The sequence below is a fragment of the Chelativorans sp. Marseille-P2723 genome, from assembly GCF_902809845.1.
Lineage (GTDB): Bacteria > Pseudomonadota > Alphaproteobacteria > Rhizobiales > Rhizobiaceae > Chelativorans.
Genome location: NZ_CADDWI010000013.1, coordinates 719,340 through 735,171 on the forward strand (window position 1 = coordinate 719,340; position 15,832 = coordinate 735,171).

Genomic DNA, 15,832 nt, shown 5'->3' on the forward strand with positions numbered 1-15,832 from the left:
AAAGCATGACCCTGCCAAGCTAGATCATTTCAACATCCCATAGAAACGCGGAATGCCTAGGTTCTGGTTTTGTAATTTTGGACGGAAAACCGGTGGCCGCGCTTCGCGAGGTTACTTTAGTACCGGCTCATTTCCGCTTCCGAAAGGCGCTCTGCCTCGGTCTTGTAGGAGCTTTCGCAAAAGGGCGTGCAGGATAGGGTCTGGACGTCCGAGCGCCGGTAGACCCGCACGGAGTTGGCACCCTGTCGCGACACGATGACCTGCTCATCGATGATCGGCGCGCCATTTACATCAAGCACCACGATATTGGTCACGCCAAAGCCTTTTCCGGTGAGGACAATGGTCGTGGAATCCTGCACGGCTGCGTCGGCGATCTCCGGGTTGCCGATCACCACCGTATCGGCGGGCCGGGAGAGCTTCATGATCCTGGCCTGATTCATGACCACGTTGATCCCGCTCTCGGCCGCGGCGGAGGAAACAACCGGTCCTCCTGAAAGAGTCGCGAAAACAGCGGCGACCAGGCTGAAAAATGTTCTGCGGCCCATGCTGCACCCAATGCCCGGATTATTTGTGTGAGAATGAACAGGAATGGTGAAGCGACCGTTAACAAGGGGCATTGCCAATGATACAAGTTTTACCGCAAGAATTATGGGGGCATTAACTTTGGCGTCAGAAGATGTGACGCAAGACTTTGGTAATGTTGTTTCTTAAGGTCGTTGCAATGAGGCGCTCCTAATCTCCGGCTGCTGATCGGCGGCAAAAGCCGACGGTTGTGCTGAACGGGAACGAGGAGTCCTCATTATGTCCAAGCTTTTTGCATGTTTCGCAAAGGACGAGTCGGGCGCTACGGCCATCGAATACGGCCTGATCGCTGCTCTGGTCGCCGTGGTCATCATCGGCGGGGCCACACTTCTGGGCCAGAATATCGATGCGACCTTCAATGAAGTCGCTGGTAAGCTCGTACAGGGTGGCGGCGGCGACTAATAACCGCCTGTACCGATCGACATACGACAGGCCGCTTGCCGGGGCGGGCGGCCTTTCGCACGTGCCGCAGGAACAATCTACTTCGACAACCGCCAAGGGCATGAAGGCAAGCCGCTAGATCATTCCAGCATTTCATGAAAGCTGAAATACCGCCAATTCTTATTTTTCGGAGTCCGGACGGAAACCACTCTTTTTGAAATTCCTAGTCTTGTTGCACTCGAACGCTCTGGGGGCGCTTATGCTTGAGGCTGCAATCTTGGTCATTTTCCCCTTCTGCATGGTCTATGCGGCAATGTCCGACATGATTTCGATGACCATTGCCAATCGGGTGCCACTACTTCTCGCCCTATCCTTTGCCGCTATCGCTCCGCTTGCGGGAATGACGTGGCCGGTGATCGGAATGCATTTTGCAGCCGGCTTTGCCGTACTTGCCATCACGTTCTGCATTTTCGCTCTGGGCGGAATGGGCGGAGGGGATGCAAAGCTCATTGCCGGGACGACCCTTTGGTTCGGTTTCAGCATGGGACTTGTGCACTATCTGCTCTTCACCGCGCTTGCTGGCGGCGCGCTGGCACTGGCGCTCATGCTGTTCCGCAGGTCAGGGCTCGCGGTTTACACGTCCAACAACGTACTTCTGCGCCACGTGTCGGATGAGGAGGCAGGCGTTCCTTATGGTATCGCGCTTGGAATCGGCGGCCTCTTTGCCTTTGAAGAGAGTCCGCCGATGCAGTTTGTGCTGGCAAGACTGGCCGCACATTAATCCTAATCTAGAAGCGGCGGGACTGCTCCTGCCGCTTCCTCCTTTTAGACGATCCGCTGCTCAGCACTGGCCCTGACGAATGATGTGGTAGCCCTGCGCGTTTGCCTGGCAGGCATTGCCGAAAGTGCGCCTGTCACTTCCCCGTGCGGCACATACGGGGCGGTATTCCATTGTGCAGGCCTGCTGCCTTTCATCAGCGGGAGAGCGGCCGCGCCGGGATTGGCATTCGCCCTGATGCGCAACGCTATAGCCTTCCACCCTTGCCATGCAGGCGTTCGAGAAGGTGCGGCGGTCCCGCCCGCGAGTGGCACAGACTGGCGCATATTCCCGGGTGCAAGCTTGAGGCGCACCGGGGTGAGGGCGGCTGGTCCTGCGGCATTCACCACGATGAACGGGGCGGAAGCCTTCTGCCTCCGCCATACAGGCGTTGGAGAAGGTGCGGCGACGGTCACCTCGGGCTGCGCAAACAGGATCATATTGCTGTGTGCAAAGTTGCGGGCCCGGCCTGTGCAGCGGTGGGAAGGGTCGGCTCGGCTCTTCATCGACCACCACTGCGCAACTACCCAGAAGCAGCGCAGCGAAAGCCAGAACGCAAATCCTGGAAAACGCTATAAGGCTCATGCTGAACTCCCAATTAAATTAAACAAAACGCTGATCCACACAAAAGCTGATCAAGCCTGAAAACGTAGCGCCCAAAGGGCGATCATCTCAGTATCCCCAGAATTTCTTTACTGGGAAAACAGGTGGGTTTCCTGCCAGCCTTTTCCTGCCACATGCCTATTGAGCGCCGCGTCTTGAACCCGGCAAGCCCGTCGACGCCGCCAACATCGTAGCCCTGACGCTCAAGCACTCGCTGCATGGCAGCGACATCAGAACGTCGCAGGCCCGATACCCGCTGCCAGCGGGCGGAGAAGGTAATGTCTCCATACATGATTCGATCACCCGCATGGCCGACGAAAAGCGCATAAAGATCGCTCTCATTGTAGTCTTTAAGCCGGTAGAAATTCGGCGTGACGAGGAAGGCGGGGCCGTAGCGGCTAGCCGGCAGCATCAGATAGCCGTCGCCATTCAGTTCATGCGGCGGGAAAGCCTTGCCCCCCACGCGGGAAACGCCCATGGCAGCCCACTCGGTGATGAGACGGCCCTGATCCGGCCCTTCCAGCGCGCAGGAAAGCTTCTCGGGCAGCACCACCTCGAAGCCCCAGTCCCGGCCCTGTGCCCAGCCATGAGCCGCAAGGTAATTGGCGATGGAGGCGAGGGTGTCCGGCACGGAATTCCATATGTCCGCCTTCCCATCGCCGTCGAAATCCACGGCATATTTCATGTAGGAGGTGGGTAGGAACTGCGGCTGGCCGAGGGCTCCCGCCCAGGAGGAGCGCATCATCTGCGGTTCTATGCCCCGCTTCTCGACCATCTCCAGCGCCGCAAGCACCTCTTCGCGGAACATCTGCTTGCGCGTGGCAAGAAATGCCTTCGTGGCCAGAACCTCGAACGCGTTGTGTGGGATCTTAGCGCCGCCAAAGCCGGATTCGCGCCCCCATATGGCAAGGATGATACCGCGCGGCACGCCATAGCGCTCCTCGATCGCCGCGAGCGTCGCCGCATGTGTGCGTGCCCGCGCCCGCCCGCCGGAAACAACGCCGCCAATGTGCCGGAAATAAGCCTCCGGAGAGCGGAACTCCGCCTGGTGCTGTTCTGCCTGGCGGGGTGCACTTTCGCCTGGCAGAACGAGATCGGGCAGCTTCAGATTGGGCTCTATGCCGGCAAGGGCCGCGTTGAAGGTGGCCGGTGAAATACCGCGTGCCCGCGCCTCCCGCCACAGGTCGGTTTGAAGCCATTGGGTGAATTGAACGGAAATGCTTTGTGGCATGGCGGGAGCGGAGGTGAAAAAGAGCGACAGGGCAACCAGCAATACCCCGGAAATAAAAGCGCTCGTGCTCTTTGCCCGGCGGGACGAGTCCTTGTACCGTCTCACCCGCTCCGTCCTCCCCTCAAAATATCGTGCGCGACTTCAGCGCCGCTGCGAGCGTGCCTTCATCCAGATAGTCGAGTTCGCCGCCCACGGGAACGCCATGGGCAAGCCGTGTGATTTTCACGTCCATCCCACCGAGTTGATCGGTGATGTAGTGGGCGGTTGCCTGCCCCTCCATTGTCGCATTGACGGCGAGGATGACTTCCGAAATGCCGCCTTCGGCAAGACGGCTTGTCAGGCCCTTGATATTGAGATCGTCAGGCCCCACGCCGTCGAGCGGCGAAAGTGTCCCTCCAAGTACATGGTAGCGCACATTCATGGCCCCGGCGCGCTCCAGCGCCCAAAGATCGGAGACATCCTCGACCACGATGAGGGTGGCAGGTTCGCGTCGTGGATCGGTGCAGATGGTGCACGGGTCGGAGGTATCCACATTGCCGCAGGTCGAGCATACGCGAACCTTCTCCAGCGCCTCGGCCATGGCGGTTGAAAGCGGCGCAAGAACCTGCTCCTTCTTCTTGATGAGATGGAGCGCGGCGCGGCGCGCGGAACGTGGGCCCAGCCCCGGCAACTTGGCGAGGAGCTGGATCAGGCGTTCAATTTCGGGGCCTGCGATTCGCTTAGACATGATCTCGGTCTAACCGGGAATAAGGGCTTTTGGTAGCGCCTCCCGTTCCGGCTGCAAGGCAACCCGTGCGAAACACCGCCCTCGACGGGCGGCACCCAAGGTCACGATCAGAAAGGCAGCTTCATGCCTGGGGGCAGGGGCAGGCCCGCTGTCATCTCCTGCGTTTTCTTCTGCGTCGCCTGCTCGGCCTTCGTCCGGGCATCGTTGTGAGCGGCCAGGATCAGGTCTTCAAGAATCTCCACATCGTCTTCCTTGAAGAGCGAGGGATCGATCTTGAGCCTGGTCATCTCGAACTTGCCTGTCATCGTCACCTTCACAGCCCCGCCGCCCGATTGGCCTTCAGTCTCCATCTGGGCGATTTCTTCCTGCAGAGCCTGGAACTTGGCCTGCATCTCCTTGGCTTTGCCCATAAGGTTCATCAGATCGCGCATTCTTTTCTCCAATCGCGCTTTGAGCTTGGTCTGGCAAGCTACCTGCTTGCCGTTATCCTGCATTCAAAAATAGCGGAAGGTGGGGCCGCAAGGCGTGCCCGAAACTAAAAATCGTCGTCATCCTCATCCGGTTCTTCCGCAGGGCGCGCAAAGGCTTCCTCCGCTATCGCGTCGGGTATGCGGACATCCAGAATTCGCGCGCCGGGGAAACTTGCAAGGATCGCAGCAACCGTCGGGTCCGCCCTTGCATCCGCCAGAGCCACTTCACGCCGGCCGCTTTCTTCCTCTGCAAGCGTCTTGCTGCCGGGCTCGTTCGAGAGCGAGACTATCCAGCGCCGCCCTGTCCACTGCTGGAGCCGGCTGGTCAAGTCGCCAAGCAATGTTTTCGGCGCATCCTCCGTCAGGTTGACGGAAAGACGACCTGGCTCGATTGAGACCAGTCGCACCGAGCGCTTGAACTGAACCTTGAACGCCAGATCGCGATTGGCCTCGGCGAGCGCCGCTATGTCTGCGAGCGAGCCGACTGCCACGGCATCGCTCTCCGGTTTGGCCGGAGCCGATGGCAGCCTTTCGGTAGCAGCCGACATTTCTGCCCGGGACTCTACCAGGCGCATAGTCTGCGCCGCTCCGCCAAGCGAAAGCCTTTGGGGTTCAAAAGCCTGAACACCGTGAGCGTGCATCGCCTGGGAAGGGGCTGCCACACCATGCGGCCCGCCGGAAGGAGCGGAAGGTGCGCTGTTGCCTGCCAAATCGCCTCGCCGCACATCCTCCAGAACCTTCAGCGCTTCATCGAGCGTGGGCAGGTCGGCGGCGTGTGCAATACGGATTAGCACCATCTCGCCCGCCGCCACCGGCCGGGCGGAACTCTGCACCTCCTGAATGCCTTTGAGCAGCATCTGCCAGGTCCGCGAGAGAACGCGTACCGACAGCATCTTGGAAAATTCCAGGCCGCGCCGACGCTCCTCTTCCGAAAGTGAAGCTTCGCCAGCCGCTTCCGGGACGAAACGCAGGCGAGTGACCAGGTGGTTGAATTCCGCCAGATCGGCAAGAACAGCTCCAGGATCGGCGCCCGCATCGTACTGGGCGCGATACTCATCGAGCGCTGCTGCCACATCGCCCTTCATCAAATGCTCGAAAAGGTCGATCACGCGCGTGCGGTCGGCAAGGCCGAGCATGTCGCGCACGGCCTCCGCCGTGACATGGCTGGCCGAATGGGCAATCGCCTGATCGAATATGGACTGCGCGTCGCGCATGGAGCCTTCCGCCGCGCGGGCGATCATGGCCAAGGCCTCGTCATCGGCCTGTACATCTTCAAGACGGGCGATATGGGCCAGATGTGCCTTGATTAGCCCGGCGTCGATTCGTCTGAGATCAAACCGTTGACAGCGCGACAGGATGGTGATGGGCACCTTACGGATTTCCGTCGTCGCGAAGATGAACTTTACATGCGGCGGGGGCTCTTCCAGCGTCTTCAACAGGCCGTTGAAGGCCTGGGTGGAGAGCATATGCACCTCGTCTATGATATAGACCTTGTAGCGCGCGGACACCGGCGCGTAGCGCACCTGCTCGATGATCTCGCGTATGTCGTCGATGCCCGTGTGGGAGGCCGCGTCCATCTCCATCACGTCGACATGGCGTCCCTCAAGAATTGCCTCGCAGTGCTCGCCGGGCACCGAAAGGTCGATAGAGGGGCGGTCAATCGCGTCTGTCTTGTAGTTGAGGGCACGGGCAAGAATGCGTGCGGTTGTTGTCTTGCCAACACCTCTTACGCCAGTCAGCATCCAGGCCTGGGCGATGCGGCCTGTCGAAAAGGCATTGGTGAGAGTCCGCACCATCGGCTCCTGGCCAACAAGCCCGGAGAAATCGCGCGGGCGGTATTTGCGGGCAAGAACGCGATAGGCACCGGCCCTGTCCTGTCCCGTCTGCCCCGCTCCGTTCATGAAGTGATCGCGCTCCGTGATCGCTTGTCCGCAAAAGGCATTCTTGGCAAAGGCCGACTATTCTTTGCGAGGCCCGGCCGCGTCAGTGACGGCGGGGAGGTGGGAGGCTGGCACGGTGACCCGTGCCGGAGCTCGTTAGGGCTGCTTCCTTCCGGACCTGACCCGGTTGGCGAGTGGCGCGTCCACCACCAACCTCCCGCGACCCATATCGTCAATCCAAGCCGGAAATGCAAGGGCAATGAAAAGGAAAGGCTTGCAGCCGCAAGGGTGCCATCCTAGCTTCCTCAAGGCTGAATGAGGAAAGGCGATGCTGCCGGATCGCAAGAAAGGATTCGTGCTCGACCCGCGTCTGGAAGGAGAAAGCTTTCCGGTTGCCTGGCTCGGTCTGTGCGAATTGCGCATCCGCGACGAGAAGCGCTGGCCGTGGCTCCTGCTCATTCCTCAAAGACCGGGGGTGGAGGAAGTGCATGATCTAACGCCTCTCGATCAGGCCATGCTCTCTTTCGAGACCAATATGGTTTCGAAGGCGCTGAAGGAGATGACCGGCTGCACCAAGATCAACTGCGGTGCACTTGGCAATATTGTGCGCCAGCTCCACCTGCATATCATTGCCCGCAACGAGGGCGATTCCGGCTGGCCAGGAGCAGTATGGGGCTACGGCGCGCGGGAGCCCTATAAGCGCGAAACCTTGCATGACTTTGCCGAGAAATTGCGCTGCAGGCTATAGACGAGTGGCGAGAGAAGGAGAGCGAGCCTAGGCTGCCTTTGCCTTGCCCCTCACCTGATAATCCTTCACAGCGGTGAAGATGATCGTTGGCCAGCGTTCGGCCTCGTAGTTGAGGCCAAATTCATGCGGAGCCAGAAAGACTGGATCCTCGTCCAGGTCGCGCGCAATGTCGCCGCGGTGGGCGTTGATGAACCGCTCCAGTTCCGTGCGGTCGTCCGATTGAATCCAGCGGCAGATGGAAAAACGCGCCGTCTCGAATTCAACCGGCAGGGCATATTCGTTCTTCAACCGTTCGCGAAGGACGTCGAGCTGAAGCGCGCCAACCACGCCGACAATCGCCGGTGAGCCATCTTCCGGCAGGAAAAGCTGCACGACACCTTCCTCGGCCATCTGATGGAGCGCTTCACGCAGCTTTTTGGCCTTCATCGCATCGCCCAAGCGTACGCGGCGGAGGATTTCCGGCGCGAAGTTCGGAACCCCCCGAAAGATGATATCTTCGCCTTCGGTCAAGGTATCGCCAATGCGCAAGGTGCCGTGATTGGGAATGCCCACCACATCGCCGGCATATGCCTCATCGGCGGTAATACGGTTCTTGGCAAAGAAGAATTGGGGCGCGGAGAGGCTGATCGGCTTACCCGTCCGCACCAGCTTCACCTTCATGCCGCGCTCCATCTTTCCGGAGCAGATGCGCACGAAGGCGATGCGGTCGCGGTGATTGGGATCCATATTGGCCTGGATCTTGAAGACGAAGGACGTCATCTTCTCCTCCGTCGCTTCGACCTTGCGCGTATCTGCTTCCTGCGCGCGGGGGGCCGGGCCGAAGTCACCCAATGCCTCGATCAGGTCCCGCACACCATAATTGCGAAGGGCGGATCCGAAATAAACGGGCGTAAGATGCCCCTCCCTGAAAGAGGGAAGGTCAAAGGGCCGGCAAGCCTCCTTGGCAAGCAGCATTTCCTCGATAAGCGTCTCCCGCTCGTGCTCTGGCAGCAGCCTTGACACCGCTTCCGCATTCGGCCCGCCGACGTCAAGCGGCGCCACGTCATCGTCGGAGCGTCGCATCGTATTGTCCGCGAGGTGATAGGTTCCGGCAAAGTTCTTGCCCCGGCCGATCGGCCATGTGACCGGCGCGGTGTCCAGCGCCAGCTTCTCCTCGATCTCGTCCAGGATTTCGAAGGGATCGCGGCTTTCCCGGTCCAGCTTGTTGACGAAGGTGATGATGGGGATGTCGCGCAGCCGGCACACCTCGAAGAGCTTGAGGGTCCGCGGCTCGATGCCTCTGGCGGCGTCGATGACCATTACCGCTGCGTCGACCGCTGTCAGCGTGCGGTAGGTGTCGTCGGCGAAATCCTCGTGGCCCGGCGTGTCCAGAAGGTTGAAGACGTGATCGCCATATTCGAAGGTCATCACCGAGGTGACCACCGAGATGCCGCGCTCACGCTCAATGGCCATCCAGTCGGAACGCGTCTGGGCCCGGCTCTTCTTCGCTTTTACTTCGCCAGCAAGCTGGATTGCGCCACCGAACAGAAGAAGCTTTTCCGTCAGCGTCGTCTTGCCCGCGTCCGGATGCGCAATGATCGCGAAGGTGCGGCGGCGCGCCACCGCATCGGCAATTTTCTCGGCCACTTCCTAGAATCCCTTTTGAAGGCGGGCTCTTAGCAACCAGAGCACGCGCTGTCGATGGAAAACGGTTGTATATGGTGCTCTTCTCCCCGCTGTACAAAGAGCCGGATGATAAACCTGGAAAGGCGTTAATAAGACCGTCGTTCCGACGGTTGCTGAATTGACGCATGCAGCCGCTCGCGCCAGATAGGAAGCATGTCTCGTTCCTCCATATCCATGCCGGTTCTTGGGCCCATTGTTGGCATTGTGCGCCTGCCCCATTCTGATGGCTTGCCGCCGCCCTCCTACGAGTCTCCCGGTGCAGCGGGGATGGACCTGCGCGCGGCCCTAGCCGAGGACCGCCAGATCATCCTTCTGCCGGGCAAGCGCGTGCTGGTGCCTACCGGCTTCATCCTCGAAATCCCAGAGGGTTTCGAGGGACAGGTGCGCCCGCGCTCCGGCCTTGCGCTCAAGCATGGTGTGACCTGCCTCAACACGCCGGGAACGATCGACAGCGACTATCGTGGCGAGGTACAGGTGCTGCTGGCCAATCTGGGCGAGGAGGATTTCTCCATCACGCGCGGCATGCGTATTGCGCAGCTGATCATCGCGCCCGTCACCCAGGCAAGGATCGAGGAGCGCTCAAGCGCAGGCGATACCGAGCGCGGAGCGGGTGGCTTCGGTTCCACCGGGGTAGCCTGACGCTCTTCATTCTTCCGTTTGCCATTTACCTAATTGCCCATCTTGACACGGCGGCGGGTTCAGCCGCTTCATCATCCTCAGGATTGATAAGGGGGATGGTGCTGACGGATATCGGCTCGATCTTTCGCGCGCTCCATGAGGCGGATGGCGCTTTCGTCATTCCCAACCCGTCTGACATCGGCATGGCGAAGCTGCTTGCCTCGCTCGGCTTCAAGGCGCTAGCCACAACGAGCGCTGGCTTTGCCTTTTCTCGCGGGCTGCCGGATGGCGGCGTCGGGTTTGAGGAAATGATAGCCCATTGTCGCGAGATAGTTGCGGCAACGCCTCTACCCGTCTCTGCTGATCTGGAGCATGGCAAGGGCGATAGCCCGGACAGCGCCGCCGAAACTATTCTTGCGGCCGAGGCAGCCGGCCTGGCCGGCTGCTCGATCGAGGACTACACTGGGGACCCGGCTAACCCGATCTATGACTTCTCGCTTGCTGTTGAGCGGGTGGCCGCAGCGAGCGAGGCCGCGAGGGCCTTGATGCGGGACTTCGTTTTCACCGCAAGGGCGGAAAATTTCCTGCACGGCCGCGCCGATCTCGACGATACCATCCGCAGGCTTCAGGCGTTCGAGAAGGCAGGCGCCGATGTGCTCTATGCGCCGGGCCTTTCGGAGATTGCGCAGGTACGCGCTGTCTGCGAGGCGGTCAGCCGTCCGGTCAATGTGCTTGCCACAGCCGACTTTTCGGTGAGCGAACTGGCTGAAGCCGGCGTGAGCCGCGTCTCGCTGGGCTCAAAGCTCACCAGTTTTGCATTCGGCTCAATCGAACGCGCAGCAAGGGAAATATTGAGCAGCGGCACCTTCACATTCGCTGAAGGAGCGTTGCCCTTTTCCAGGCTGCAGGAGATGTTCTCGGACAAAAGGTGAGCCGTCATCCCCGATCGGCTTGGGGCATTTAGTGGCTGCTGTGAGGCAGACGAGAGCGCTGCCGGGTCCGCTGTTGTCATGCCCTCACCCTCACCGCAGCCATGCTTGGCCGCCGCAACGCGCGCGCGCCGTGCACAGGCAGGGCCTGGCCCACGCATGTAGTGACGCTCAGGATGATAACGCGGCGCGAAGAAATCACGAATGGCTAATACGCTGCCAACAAGAAGCTTACTCAACCCCATGGTTTCTAACCTTGGCTCTGCCAGCCCCACCTGAAACAAATCTGTAGCACAAAGCTCATGAATGCTTTGTGAACAGTGCAACGAATGAAGCCGCTCCTCCATGGCGAAATGGAGAGTTTATTCCGGCATAATCGTGGCACGCCAAGACATCGTTGGGATGTGTCAAAACTGCCACGGTCAGAAGACCTCCTCCTACGAAAGAAAGCCACCGGCAGGCGTGGAACAGAGCAGCCTGCCCCCTTGTTGGAAGAGTAGCCGGGCGGCCGCGCCGCACCGGGCCGCAACCAAGCAATAACAAGAGGACAAAGACAATGGGTCTGTTTTCCAAGGACATCAAAACGATGGACGATCTCTTCGTCCATACGCTCAAGGACATCTACTATGCCGAAAACCAGATCTTGAAGGCGCTCCCGAAAATGATCGAGAAGGCGGGCGATACGCAGCTAAAGCAGGGTTTCGAGCAGCACCTGAGGGAAAGCGAAGGGCATGTGCGCAATCTTGAGGAGGTGTTCCGCCTGATGGACATGGAGCCAAGCGGTGTCGACTGCCCGGCTATCGACGGCATCATCCAGGAAGCCAACGAGATCGCCGGCGAGGTTGAAGACCAGCAGGTACTCGACGCGGCGCTTATAGCGGCTGCGCAGGCAGTCGAGCATTACGAAATCACCCGCTACGGCACGCTCATCACCTGGGCCAACCAACTCGGGCTCGATGACAGTGCTGAACTCCTGGAGCTGAACCTCGCTGAGGAAAAAGCCACCGACGAAAAGCTGACCGAGCTTGCCGAAACCCGGATCAATATGGCAGCCGCACGATAGCGGCGGTCCTTTCCATGTGCATCCGCTCTCCGTTTCCGTTCCGCGGAAACGGAGAGCAGGACATATCGGAGAAAGCCTATCTGCCCGGCTCCTCACTGGCTTGTTTTGGACGTCTGACTTTAGGCGCGGCCTGCAACACCTGAGGCTTCAGGCCAGTTCCGCCTTCTTCAATGATCTGCAGCAGCTGCCGGCGCATACGAGGCTCCCAAAACTTGTTGATGTGGTCGGCTACGCCGTCCGCCGCTTCGGCATCCTTCATAGTGGCGAAAAATCCGGCGATCTGGTTCGCCATATAGATAAGCTTGTCCCTGCTCGTTTTGTTATCCGCCTCATTGAGCATGACTCGCTGTCCCCGTTTTGATCCGTTGCCCGTGGGTAAAGATATCGAACTCGCTCCCCCTTACCAGCGCTACCAGCGTCATGCCGCTATCATCCGCCGTTCCGATGGCAAGCGAGGTCGGGGCCGAAATGGCAATAATAAAGGGTGAGCCAAGCGCTGCCGCCTTCTGCACCATCTCAACAGACACGCGGCTGGTGATAACTACTGCTCCGCTCTTCCCGTCAATGCCGGCCCTGGCAAGCGCGCCGACCAACTTGTCGAGTGCATTGTGCCGGCCCACGTCTTCGCGCGCTATCACGATGCCACGACCAGATACGTAAAAGCCGGCGGCATGGACAGCGCCTGTGCGTCTGTGTAGCGGCTGTCTTTCGGAGAGAAGCTCTACCGACCGCACAATGTCATCAATAGTAAGCTGCAGGGGATTATCCGCAACGTTCGGCGCGACACGCATTGCCTCTTCAATGGATTCGATGCCGCAAAGGCCGCAGCCCACCGGTCCCGCCAGCCTTCGCCGCCGCGCCGCAAGGCGCTCCCCCGCAGTCTCTCTGAGCCGGATCTGCACGTCGTATCCCTTATCCAGCTTCTCGATGGCTACAGTTTCGATCTCGTCGGGAGAAGCGATAATGCCTTCCGTCAGGCTGAAGCCGAGCGCGAAGTCTTCCAGATTTCCGGGAGTGGCCATCATCACGGCGTGGGTCGTCCCGCCATAGGAAAGAGCAACCGCTGTCTCCTGTGGCACGATGCGTGCCGCCATGCGTGCGCCTTCCGGCCGTTGAGCGGTGCGCAGCACCCGCGAAAGGGGAGAGGTCATCCGATAGCCTCCTCCGCTTCGACCGGCATATGCATTAGTGCCCGGCAGCATTTGTCATGGGAGCCGTGACAGTTCGACATCACGCGCTACTCCGCCGCCTCCACATGCACGATGCGGCGGCTCCGGCGGGAATGCTCATCATAATCTCTCTGCCACTCCGTCGGCCCGTTTGAGGGTGTCACCTGCACGGCCGTCACCTTATATTCCGGGCAGTTTGTCGCCCAGTCGGAATACTCCGTGGTGACCACATTGGCCTGGGTGTCGGGGTGGTGGAACGTGGTATAGACCACTCCGGGCGCCACGCGATCGGTAATGTGTGCCCTCAGCGTTGTCTCGCCTGCCCGGCTTGCAAGCTTCACCCAATCGCCCTGGCGAATGCCGCGGTTTTCCGCGTCGAAGGGGTGAATCTCCAGCAAATCCTCGTCGTGCCAGACGACGTTCTCCGTGCGTCGCGTCTGCGCGCCGACATTGTATTGCGAAAGAATTCGGCCAGTGGTCAGCAGCAGCGGGAAGCGCGGTCCCGTCTTTTCGTCAGTTGCGATATAGGCTGTGCGTATGAATTTGCCCGTGCCGCGCACGAAGCCATTCACATGCATGACCGGCGTTCCGGTGGGCGCGTTCTCGTTGCACGGCCACTGTACGGAGCCTTCCCGTTCGAGCAGCTCGAAGCTGACGCCGGCGAAGCTCGGCGTTGTGGCGGCGATTTCGGCCATGATCTCCGATGGATGCTGGTAATTCCAGTCCAGCCCCATGGCCTGGGCGAGCCTCTGCGTCACCTCCCAGTCGGCATAACCGTTCTTGGGCTCCATTACCTTGCGCACGCGGTTGATGCGCCGCTCGGCATTGGTAAAGGTGCCGTCTTTCTCAAGGAAGGTCGAGCCTGGCAGAAAGACATGCGCGTAATTGGCCGTCTCGTTGAGAAAGAGGTCGTGCACGACGACGCATTCCATGGCGGCTAGGCCGGCGGCGACATGCTTCGTGTTGGGGTCGGACTGAAGAATGTCCTCGCCCTGGATGTAAAGTCCCTTGAAGGATCCTTCCACCGCCGCGTCGAGCATGTTGGGGATGCGCAGGCCCGGCTCGTCATCGAGCTTCACGCCCCACATCGCTTCATAGATCGCGCGCGTCGCGTCCTCCGAAATGTGGCGGTAGCCCGGCAATTCGTGAGGGAAGGAGCCCATATCGCACGAGCCCTGCACGTTGTTCTGCCCGCGCAATGGGTTCACGCCCACGCCGGGACGGCCGATATTGCCGGTCGCCATCGCCAGATTGGCAATAGCCATGACGGTGGTCGAGCCCTGGCTGTGCTCCGTCACGCCGAGGCCGTAATAGATCGCCCCATTGCCACCGGTCGCGTATAGCCGGGCCGCCCCGCGGATGGTCTCGGCCGGAACCCCGGAGAACTTTTCCACCGCTTCCGGGCTGTTTTCCGGCTGCATCACGAACTCAGCCCAGTCCTGGAACTCGTCCCATTCGCAGCGCTCGCGGATGAAAGCCTCATCCACGAGACCTTCGGCGACGACCACATGGGCCAGCGCATTGAGAATGGCTGCGTTGGTTCCGGGGCGGAGCGGCAGGTGATAGGTGGCCTCCACATGCGGCGTGCGAACAAGCTCGATCCTGCGTGGATCGATAACGATGAGCTTTGCGCCCTCGCGCAGCCGCTTCTTCAGCCTTGAGGCGAAAACGGGATGCGCATCGGTAGGGTTGGCGCCGATGATCATCACCACACCGGCATGGTCCACCGAATCGAAATCCTGCGTGCCGGCTGAGGTGCCAAAGGTGGTCTTCAGCCCATATCCGGTGGGCGAATGGCAGACGCGCGCGCAGGTGTCGACATTGTTGTTGCCAAAGCCCTGCCGCACCAGCTTCTGGACCAGATAGGTCTCCTCGTTCGTGCAGCGGGAGGAGGTGATGCCGCCGATGGCACCTCGGCCATACTGGTACTGGATGCGGCGGAATTCCTTCGCCACATGGGCAAAAGCTTCTTCCCACGTGACCTCGCGCCACGGGTCCGTGATCTTCTCTCGGATCATGGGGTTGAGGATGCGGTCCTTATGGGTGGCATAGCCGTAGGCAAACCGGCCCTTCACGCAGGAATGGCCGCGGTTGGCCTTACCCTCCTTCCAGGGGACCATACGCACGACTTCCTCGCCCTTCATCTCAGCCTTGAAGGAGCAGCCGACGCCGCAATAGGCACAAGTCGTGACGGTGGACCATTCCGGCATGCCCATCTCGATGACGGATTTTTCGCGCAGCGCGCCGGTGGGGCAGGCCTGCACGCAGGCACCGCAGGATACGCATTCGGATTCCAGAAAAGGCTCGTGCATGCCGGCAGATATCCGGCTCTCGAAACCGCGGCCCTCAACAGCCAGCGCAAAAGTGCCCTGCTGCTCCTCGCAGGCGCGGACGCAAAGCGAGCAGACGATGCATTGCGAGGCATCATAGGCGAAATAGGGATTGGAGAGGTCCGGCTCCATGAAATGCGGGTTGGCGACGCCGTCATGCGCCGGCCAGATATGGTTTGCACCCTCGCGGCCGAAGCGGATCTCTTTCAGCCCCACCGTCTCGGCCATCGCGACCATCTCGCAGTCGCCCGCCGCACAGGCCGGACAGTCCGCCGGATGGTCGGACATATAGAGTTCCATGATGCCGCGGCGGATAGCTTGCACCCGGTCCGTGCGCGTCGAAACCTTGATTCCTTCCGCGACGGGCGTAGTGCAGGAGGCCGGCGTGCCGCCGCGTCCTTCGATCTCCACCAGGCAGAGCCGGCAGGAGCCGAAAGCCTTCACCATGTCGTTTGCGCAGAGCTTGGGCACCTCGATGCCGGCCATGCGAGCGGCTCGCATGATGGACGTGCCCTCGGGCACCGTGACGTCCTTGCCGTCGATGCTGAGCGTAACGGACTTGTCCGATTTCGAGGCGGGGGTGCCGTAGTCCATCTCGTTCACGAAGCACATGGTTGTT

16 protein-coding genes and 1 other RNA gene are annotated in these 15,832 nt (G+C 60.4%); 6 read left to right on the forward strand and 11 right to left on the reverse strand.

Going from position 1 to position 15,832, the window contains the following annotated elements; genetic code table 11:
• Positions 1 to 116: 116 nt before the first annotated feature.
• Positions 117 to 545 (reverse strand): pilus assembly protein N-terminal domain-containing protein, encoded by a 429-nt coding sequence (locus tag HUS57_RS14795; RefSeq protein ID WP_173934661.1) that lies wholly within the window; start codon positions 543 to 545, stop codon positions 117 to 119.
• A gap of 256 nt (positions 546 to 801) precedes the next feature.
• Between HUS57_RS14795 and HUS57_RS14800 the strand changes: the two genes are divergently transcribed.
• Both HUS57_RS14800 and HUS57_RS14805 read left to right on the forward strand, forming a co-directional pair.
• A complete protein-coding gene (locus HUS57_RS14800; RefSeq protein WP_173934662.1) occupies positions 802 to 984 on the forward strand; it encodes a Flp family type IVb pilin in 183 nt (60 codons plus the stop codon).
• 238 nt (positions 985 to 1,222) lie between these two features.
• Positions 1,223 to 1,744, forward strand: a complete 522-nt coding sequence (locus HUS57_RS14805) for a prepilin peptidase (RefSeq protein WP_173934663.1) — start codon at positions 1,223 to 1,225, stop codon at positions 1,742 to 1,744.
• A 60-nt stretch (positions 1,745 to 1,804) separates the two neighbouring features.
• Here HUS57_RS14805 and HUS57_RS14810 read toward each other — a convergent pair whose 3' ends face one another.
• The 6 genes from HUS57_RS14810 to ffs form a co-directional block, all read right to left on the reverse strand.
• Positions 1,805 to 2,365: a Kazal-type serine protease inhibitor domain-containing protein gene (locus HUS57_RS14810; protein WP_173934664.1), complete on the reverse strand. Its 561-nt coding sequence runs from the start codon at positions 2,363 to 2,365 to the stop codon at positions 1,805 to 1,807.
• A gap of 82 nt (positions 2,366 to 2,447) precedes the next feature.
• Positions 2,448 to 3,614, reverse strand: a complete 1,167-nt coding sequence (locus HUS57_RS14815) for a lytic murein transglycosylase (RefSeq protein WP_173935215.1) — start codon at positions 3,612 to 3,614, stop codon at positions 2,448 to 2,450.
• Positions 3,615 to 3,735: 121 nt separating this feature from the next.
• Positions 3,736 to 4,341: a recombination mediator RecR gene (recR, locus tag HUS57_RS14820; RefSeq protein ID WP_173934665.1), complete on the reverse strand. Its 606-nt coding sequence runs from the start codon at positions 4,339 to 4,341 to the stop codon at positions 3,736 to 3,738.
• 107 nt (positions 4,342 to 4,448) lie between these two features.
• Positions 4,449 to 4,772, reverse strand: coding sequence for a YbaB/EbfC family nucleoid-associated protein (locus tag HUS57_RS14825; RefSeq protein ID WP_173934666.1), 324 nt, complete (start codon positions 4,770 to 4,772; stop codon positions 4,449 to 4,451).
• Between the two features lie 104 nt (positions 4,773 to 4,876).
• Positions 4,877 to 6,712, reverse strand: a complete 1,836-nt coding sequence (locus HUS57_RS14830; RefSeq protein ID WP_173934667.1) for a DNA polymerase III subunit gamma/tau — start codon at positions 6,710 to 6,712, stop codon at positions 4,877 to 4,879.
• Between the two features lie 99 nt (positions 6,713 to 6,811).
• An RNA gene (ffs, locus tag HUS57_RS14835) (signal recognition particle sRNA small type) lies at positions 6,812 to 6,909 on the reverse strand.
• A 110-nt stretch (positions 6,910 to 7,019) separates the two neighbouring features.
• Here ffs and HUS57_RS14840 point away from each other — a divergent pair.
• Positions 7,020 to 7,439 (forward strand): HIT family protein, encoded by a 420-nt coding sequence (locus HUS57_RS14840; RefSeq protein ID WP_173934668.1) that lies wholly within the window; start codon positions 7,020 to 7,022, stop codon positions 7,437 to 7,439.
• Between the two features lie 27 nt (positions 7,440 to 7,466).
• Here HUS57_RS14840 and HUS57_RS14845 read toward each other — a convergent pair whose 3' ends face one another.
• The gene (locus HUS57_RS14845) at positions 7,467 to 9,065 is read right to left on the reverse strand and encodes a peptide chain release factor 3 (RefSeq protein WP_173934669.1); all 1,599 of its coding nucleotides are present in this window, start codon (positions 9,063 to 9,065) and stop codon (positions 7,467 to 7,469) included.
• A gap of 192 nt (positions 9,066 to 9,257) precedes the next feature.
• Here HUS57_RS14845 and dut point away from each other — a divergent pair, with 192 nt between their 5' ends.
• The 3 genes from dut to HUS57_RS14860 all read left to right on the forward strand — a co-directional run bounded on the left by dut (position 9,258) and on the right by HUS57_RS14860 (position 11,714).
• Positions 9,258 to 9,743, forward strand: a complete 486-nt coding sequence (gene dut / locus HUS57_RS14850) for a dUTP diphosphatase (RefSeq protein WP_173934670.1) — start codon at positions 9,258 to 9,260, stop codon at positions 9,741 to 9,743.
• Between the two features lie 95 nt (positions 9,744 to 9,838).
• Entirely contained in the window at positions 9,839 to 10,654 is an 816-nt protein-coding gene (locus HUS57_RS14855) for an isocitrate lyase/phosphoenolpyruvate mutase family protein (RefSeq protein ID WP_173934671.1), read from the forward strand.
• A gap of 553 nt (positions 10,655 to 11,207) precedes the next feature.
• Positions 11,208 to 11,714: a DUF892 family protein gene (locus HUS57_RS14860; RefSeq protein WP_173934672.1), complete on the forward strand. Its 507-nt coding sequence runs from the start codon at positions 11,208 to 11,210 to the stop codon at positions 11,712 to 11,714.
• Between the two features lie 76 nt (positions 11,715 to 11,790).
• On the opposite strand, the gene HUS57_RS14865 is transcribed toward HUS57_RS14860, so the two are convergent.
• From HUS57_RS14865 to fdhF, 3 genes are all read right to left on the reverse strand, one after another.
• A complete protein-coding gene (locus tag HUS57_RS14865) occupies positions 11,791 to 12,054 on the reverse strand; it encodes a formate dehydrogenase subunit delta (RefSeq protein ID WP_173934673.1) in 264 nt (87 codons plus the stop codon).
• Positions 12,044 to 12,865 (reverse strand): formate dehydrogenase accessory sulfurtransferase FdhD, encoded by an 822-nt coding sequence (gene fdhD / locus HUS57_RS14870; RefSeq protein ID WP_173934674.1) that lies wholly within the window; start codon positions 12,863 to 12,865, stop codon positions 12,044 to 12,046. Before fdhD ends, HUS57_RS14865 begins: the two co-directional genes overlap by 11 nt.
• Positions 12,866 to 12,951: 86 nt before the next feature.
• A complete protein-coding gene (fdhF, locus tag HUS57_RS14875) occupies positions 12,952 to 15,825 on the reverse strand; it encodes a formate dehydrogenase subunit alpha (RefSeq protein WP_173934675.1) in 2,874 nt (957 codons plus the stop codon).
• Between the last annotated feature and the right edge of the window lie 7 nt (positions 15,826 to 15,832).

Excerpts from the sequence above, each read along its gene's own strand:
- fdhD (WP_173934674.1), bottom strand. The coding sequence starts at position 12,865 with ATGACCTCTCCCCTTTCGCGGGTGCTGCGCACCGCTCAACGGCCGGAA.
- HUS57_RS14865 (WP_173934673.1), bottom strand. The coding sequence starts at position 12,054 with ATGCTCAATGAGGCGGATAACAAAACGAGCAGGGACAAGCTTATCTAT.
- dut (WP_173934670.1), top strand. The coding sequence starts at position 9,258 with ATGTCTCGTTCCTCCATATCCATGCCGGTTCTTGGGCCCATTGTTGGC.
- HUS57_RS14815 (WP_173935215.1), bottom strand. The coding sequence starts at position 3,614 with ATGCCACAAAGCATTTCCGTTCAATTCACCCAATGGCTTCAAACCGAC.
- HUS57_RS14800 (WP_173934662.1), top strand. The coding sequence starts at position 802 with ATGTCCAAGCTTTTTGCATGTTTCGCAAAGGACGAGTCGGGCGCTACG.
- HUS57_RS14795 (WP_173934661.1), bottom strand. The coding sequence starts at position 545 with ATGGGCCGCAGAACATTTTTCAGCCTGGTCGCCGCTGTTTTCGCGACT.
- HUS57_RS14805 (WP_173934663.1), top strand. The coding sequence starts at position 1,223 with ATGCTTGAGGCTGCAATCTTGGTCATTTTCCCCTTCTGCATGGTCTAT.
- HUS57_RS14855 (WP_173934671.1), top strand. The coding sequence starts at position 9,839 with ATGGTGCTGACGGATATCGGCTCGATCTTTCGCGCGCTCCATGAGGCG.
- recR (WP_173934665.1), bottom strand. The coding sequence starts at position 4,341 with ATGTCTAAGCGAATCGCAGGCCCCGAAATTGAACGCCTGATCCAGCTC.
- HUS57_RS14810 (WP_173934664.1), bottom strand. The coding sequence starts at position 2,365 with ATGAGCCTTATAGCGTTTTCCAGGATTTGCGTTCTGGCTTTCGCTGCG.
- HUS57_RS14840 (WP_173934668.1), top strand. The coding sequence starts at position 7,020 with ATGCTGCCGGATCGCAAGAAAGGATTCGTGCTCGACCCGCGTCTGGAA.
- HUS57_RS14825 (WP_173934666.1), bottom strand. The coding sequence starts at position 4,772 with ATGCGCGATCTGATGAACCTTATGGGCAAAGCCAAGGAGATGCAGGCC.
- HUS57_RS14830 (WP_173934667.1), bottom strand. The coding sequence starts at position 6,712 with ATGAACGGAGCGGGGCAGACGGGACAGGACAGGGCCGGTGCCTATCGC.
- fdhF (WP_173934675.1), bottom strand. The coding sequence starts at position 15,825 with ATGTGCTTCGTGAACGAGATGGACTACGGCACCCCCGCCTCGAAATCG.
- HUS57_RS14860 (WP_173934672.1), top strand. The coding sequence starts at position 11,208 with ATGGGTCTGTTTTCCAAGGACATCAAAACGATGGACGATCTCTTCGTC.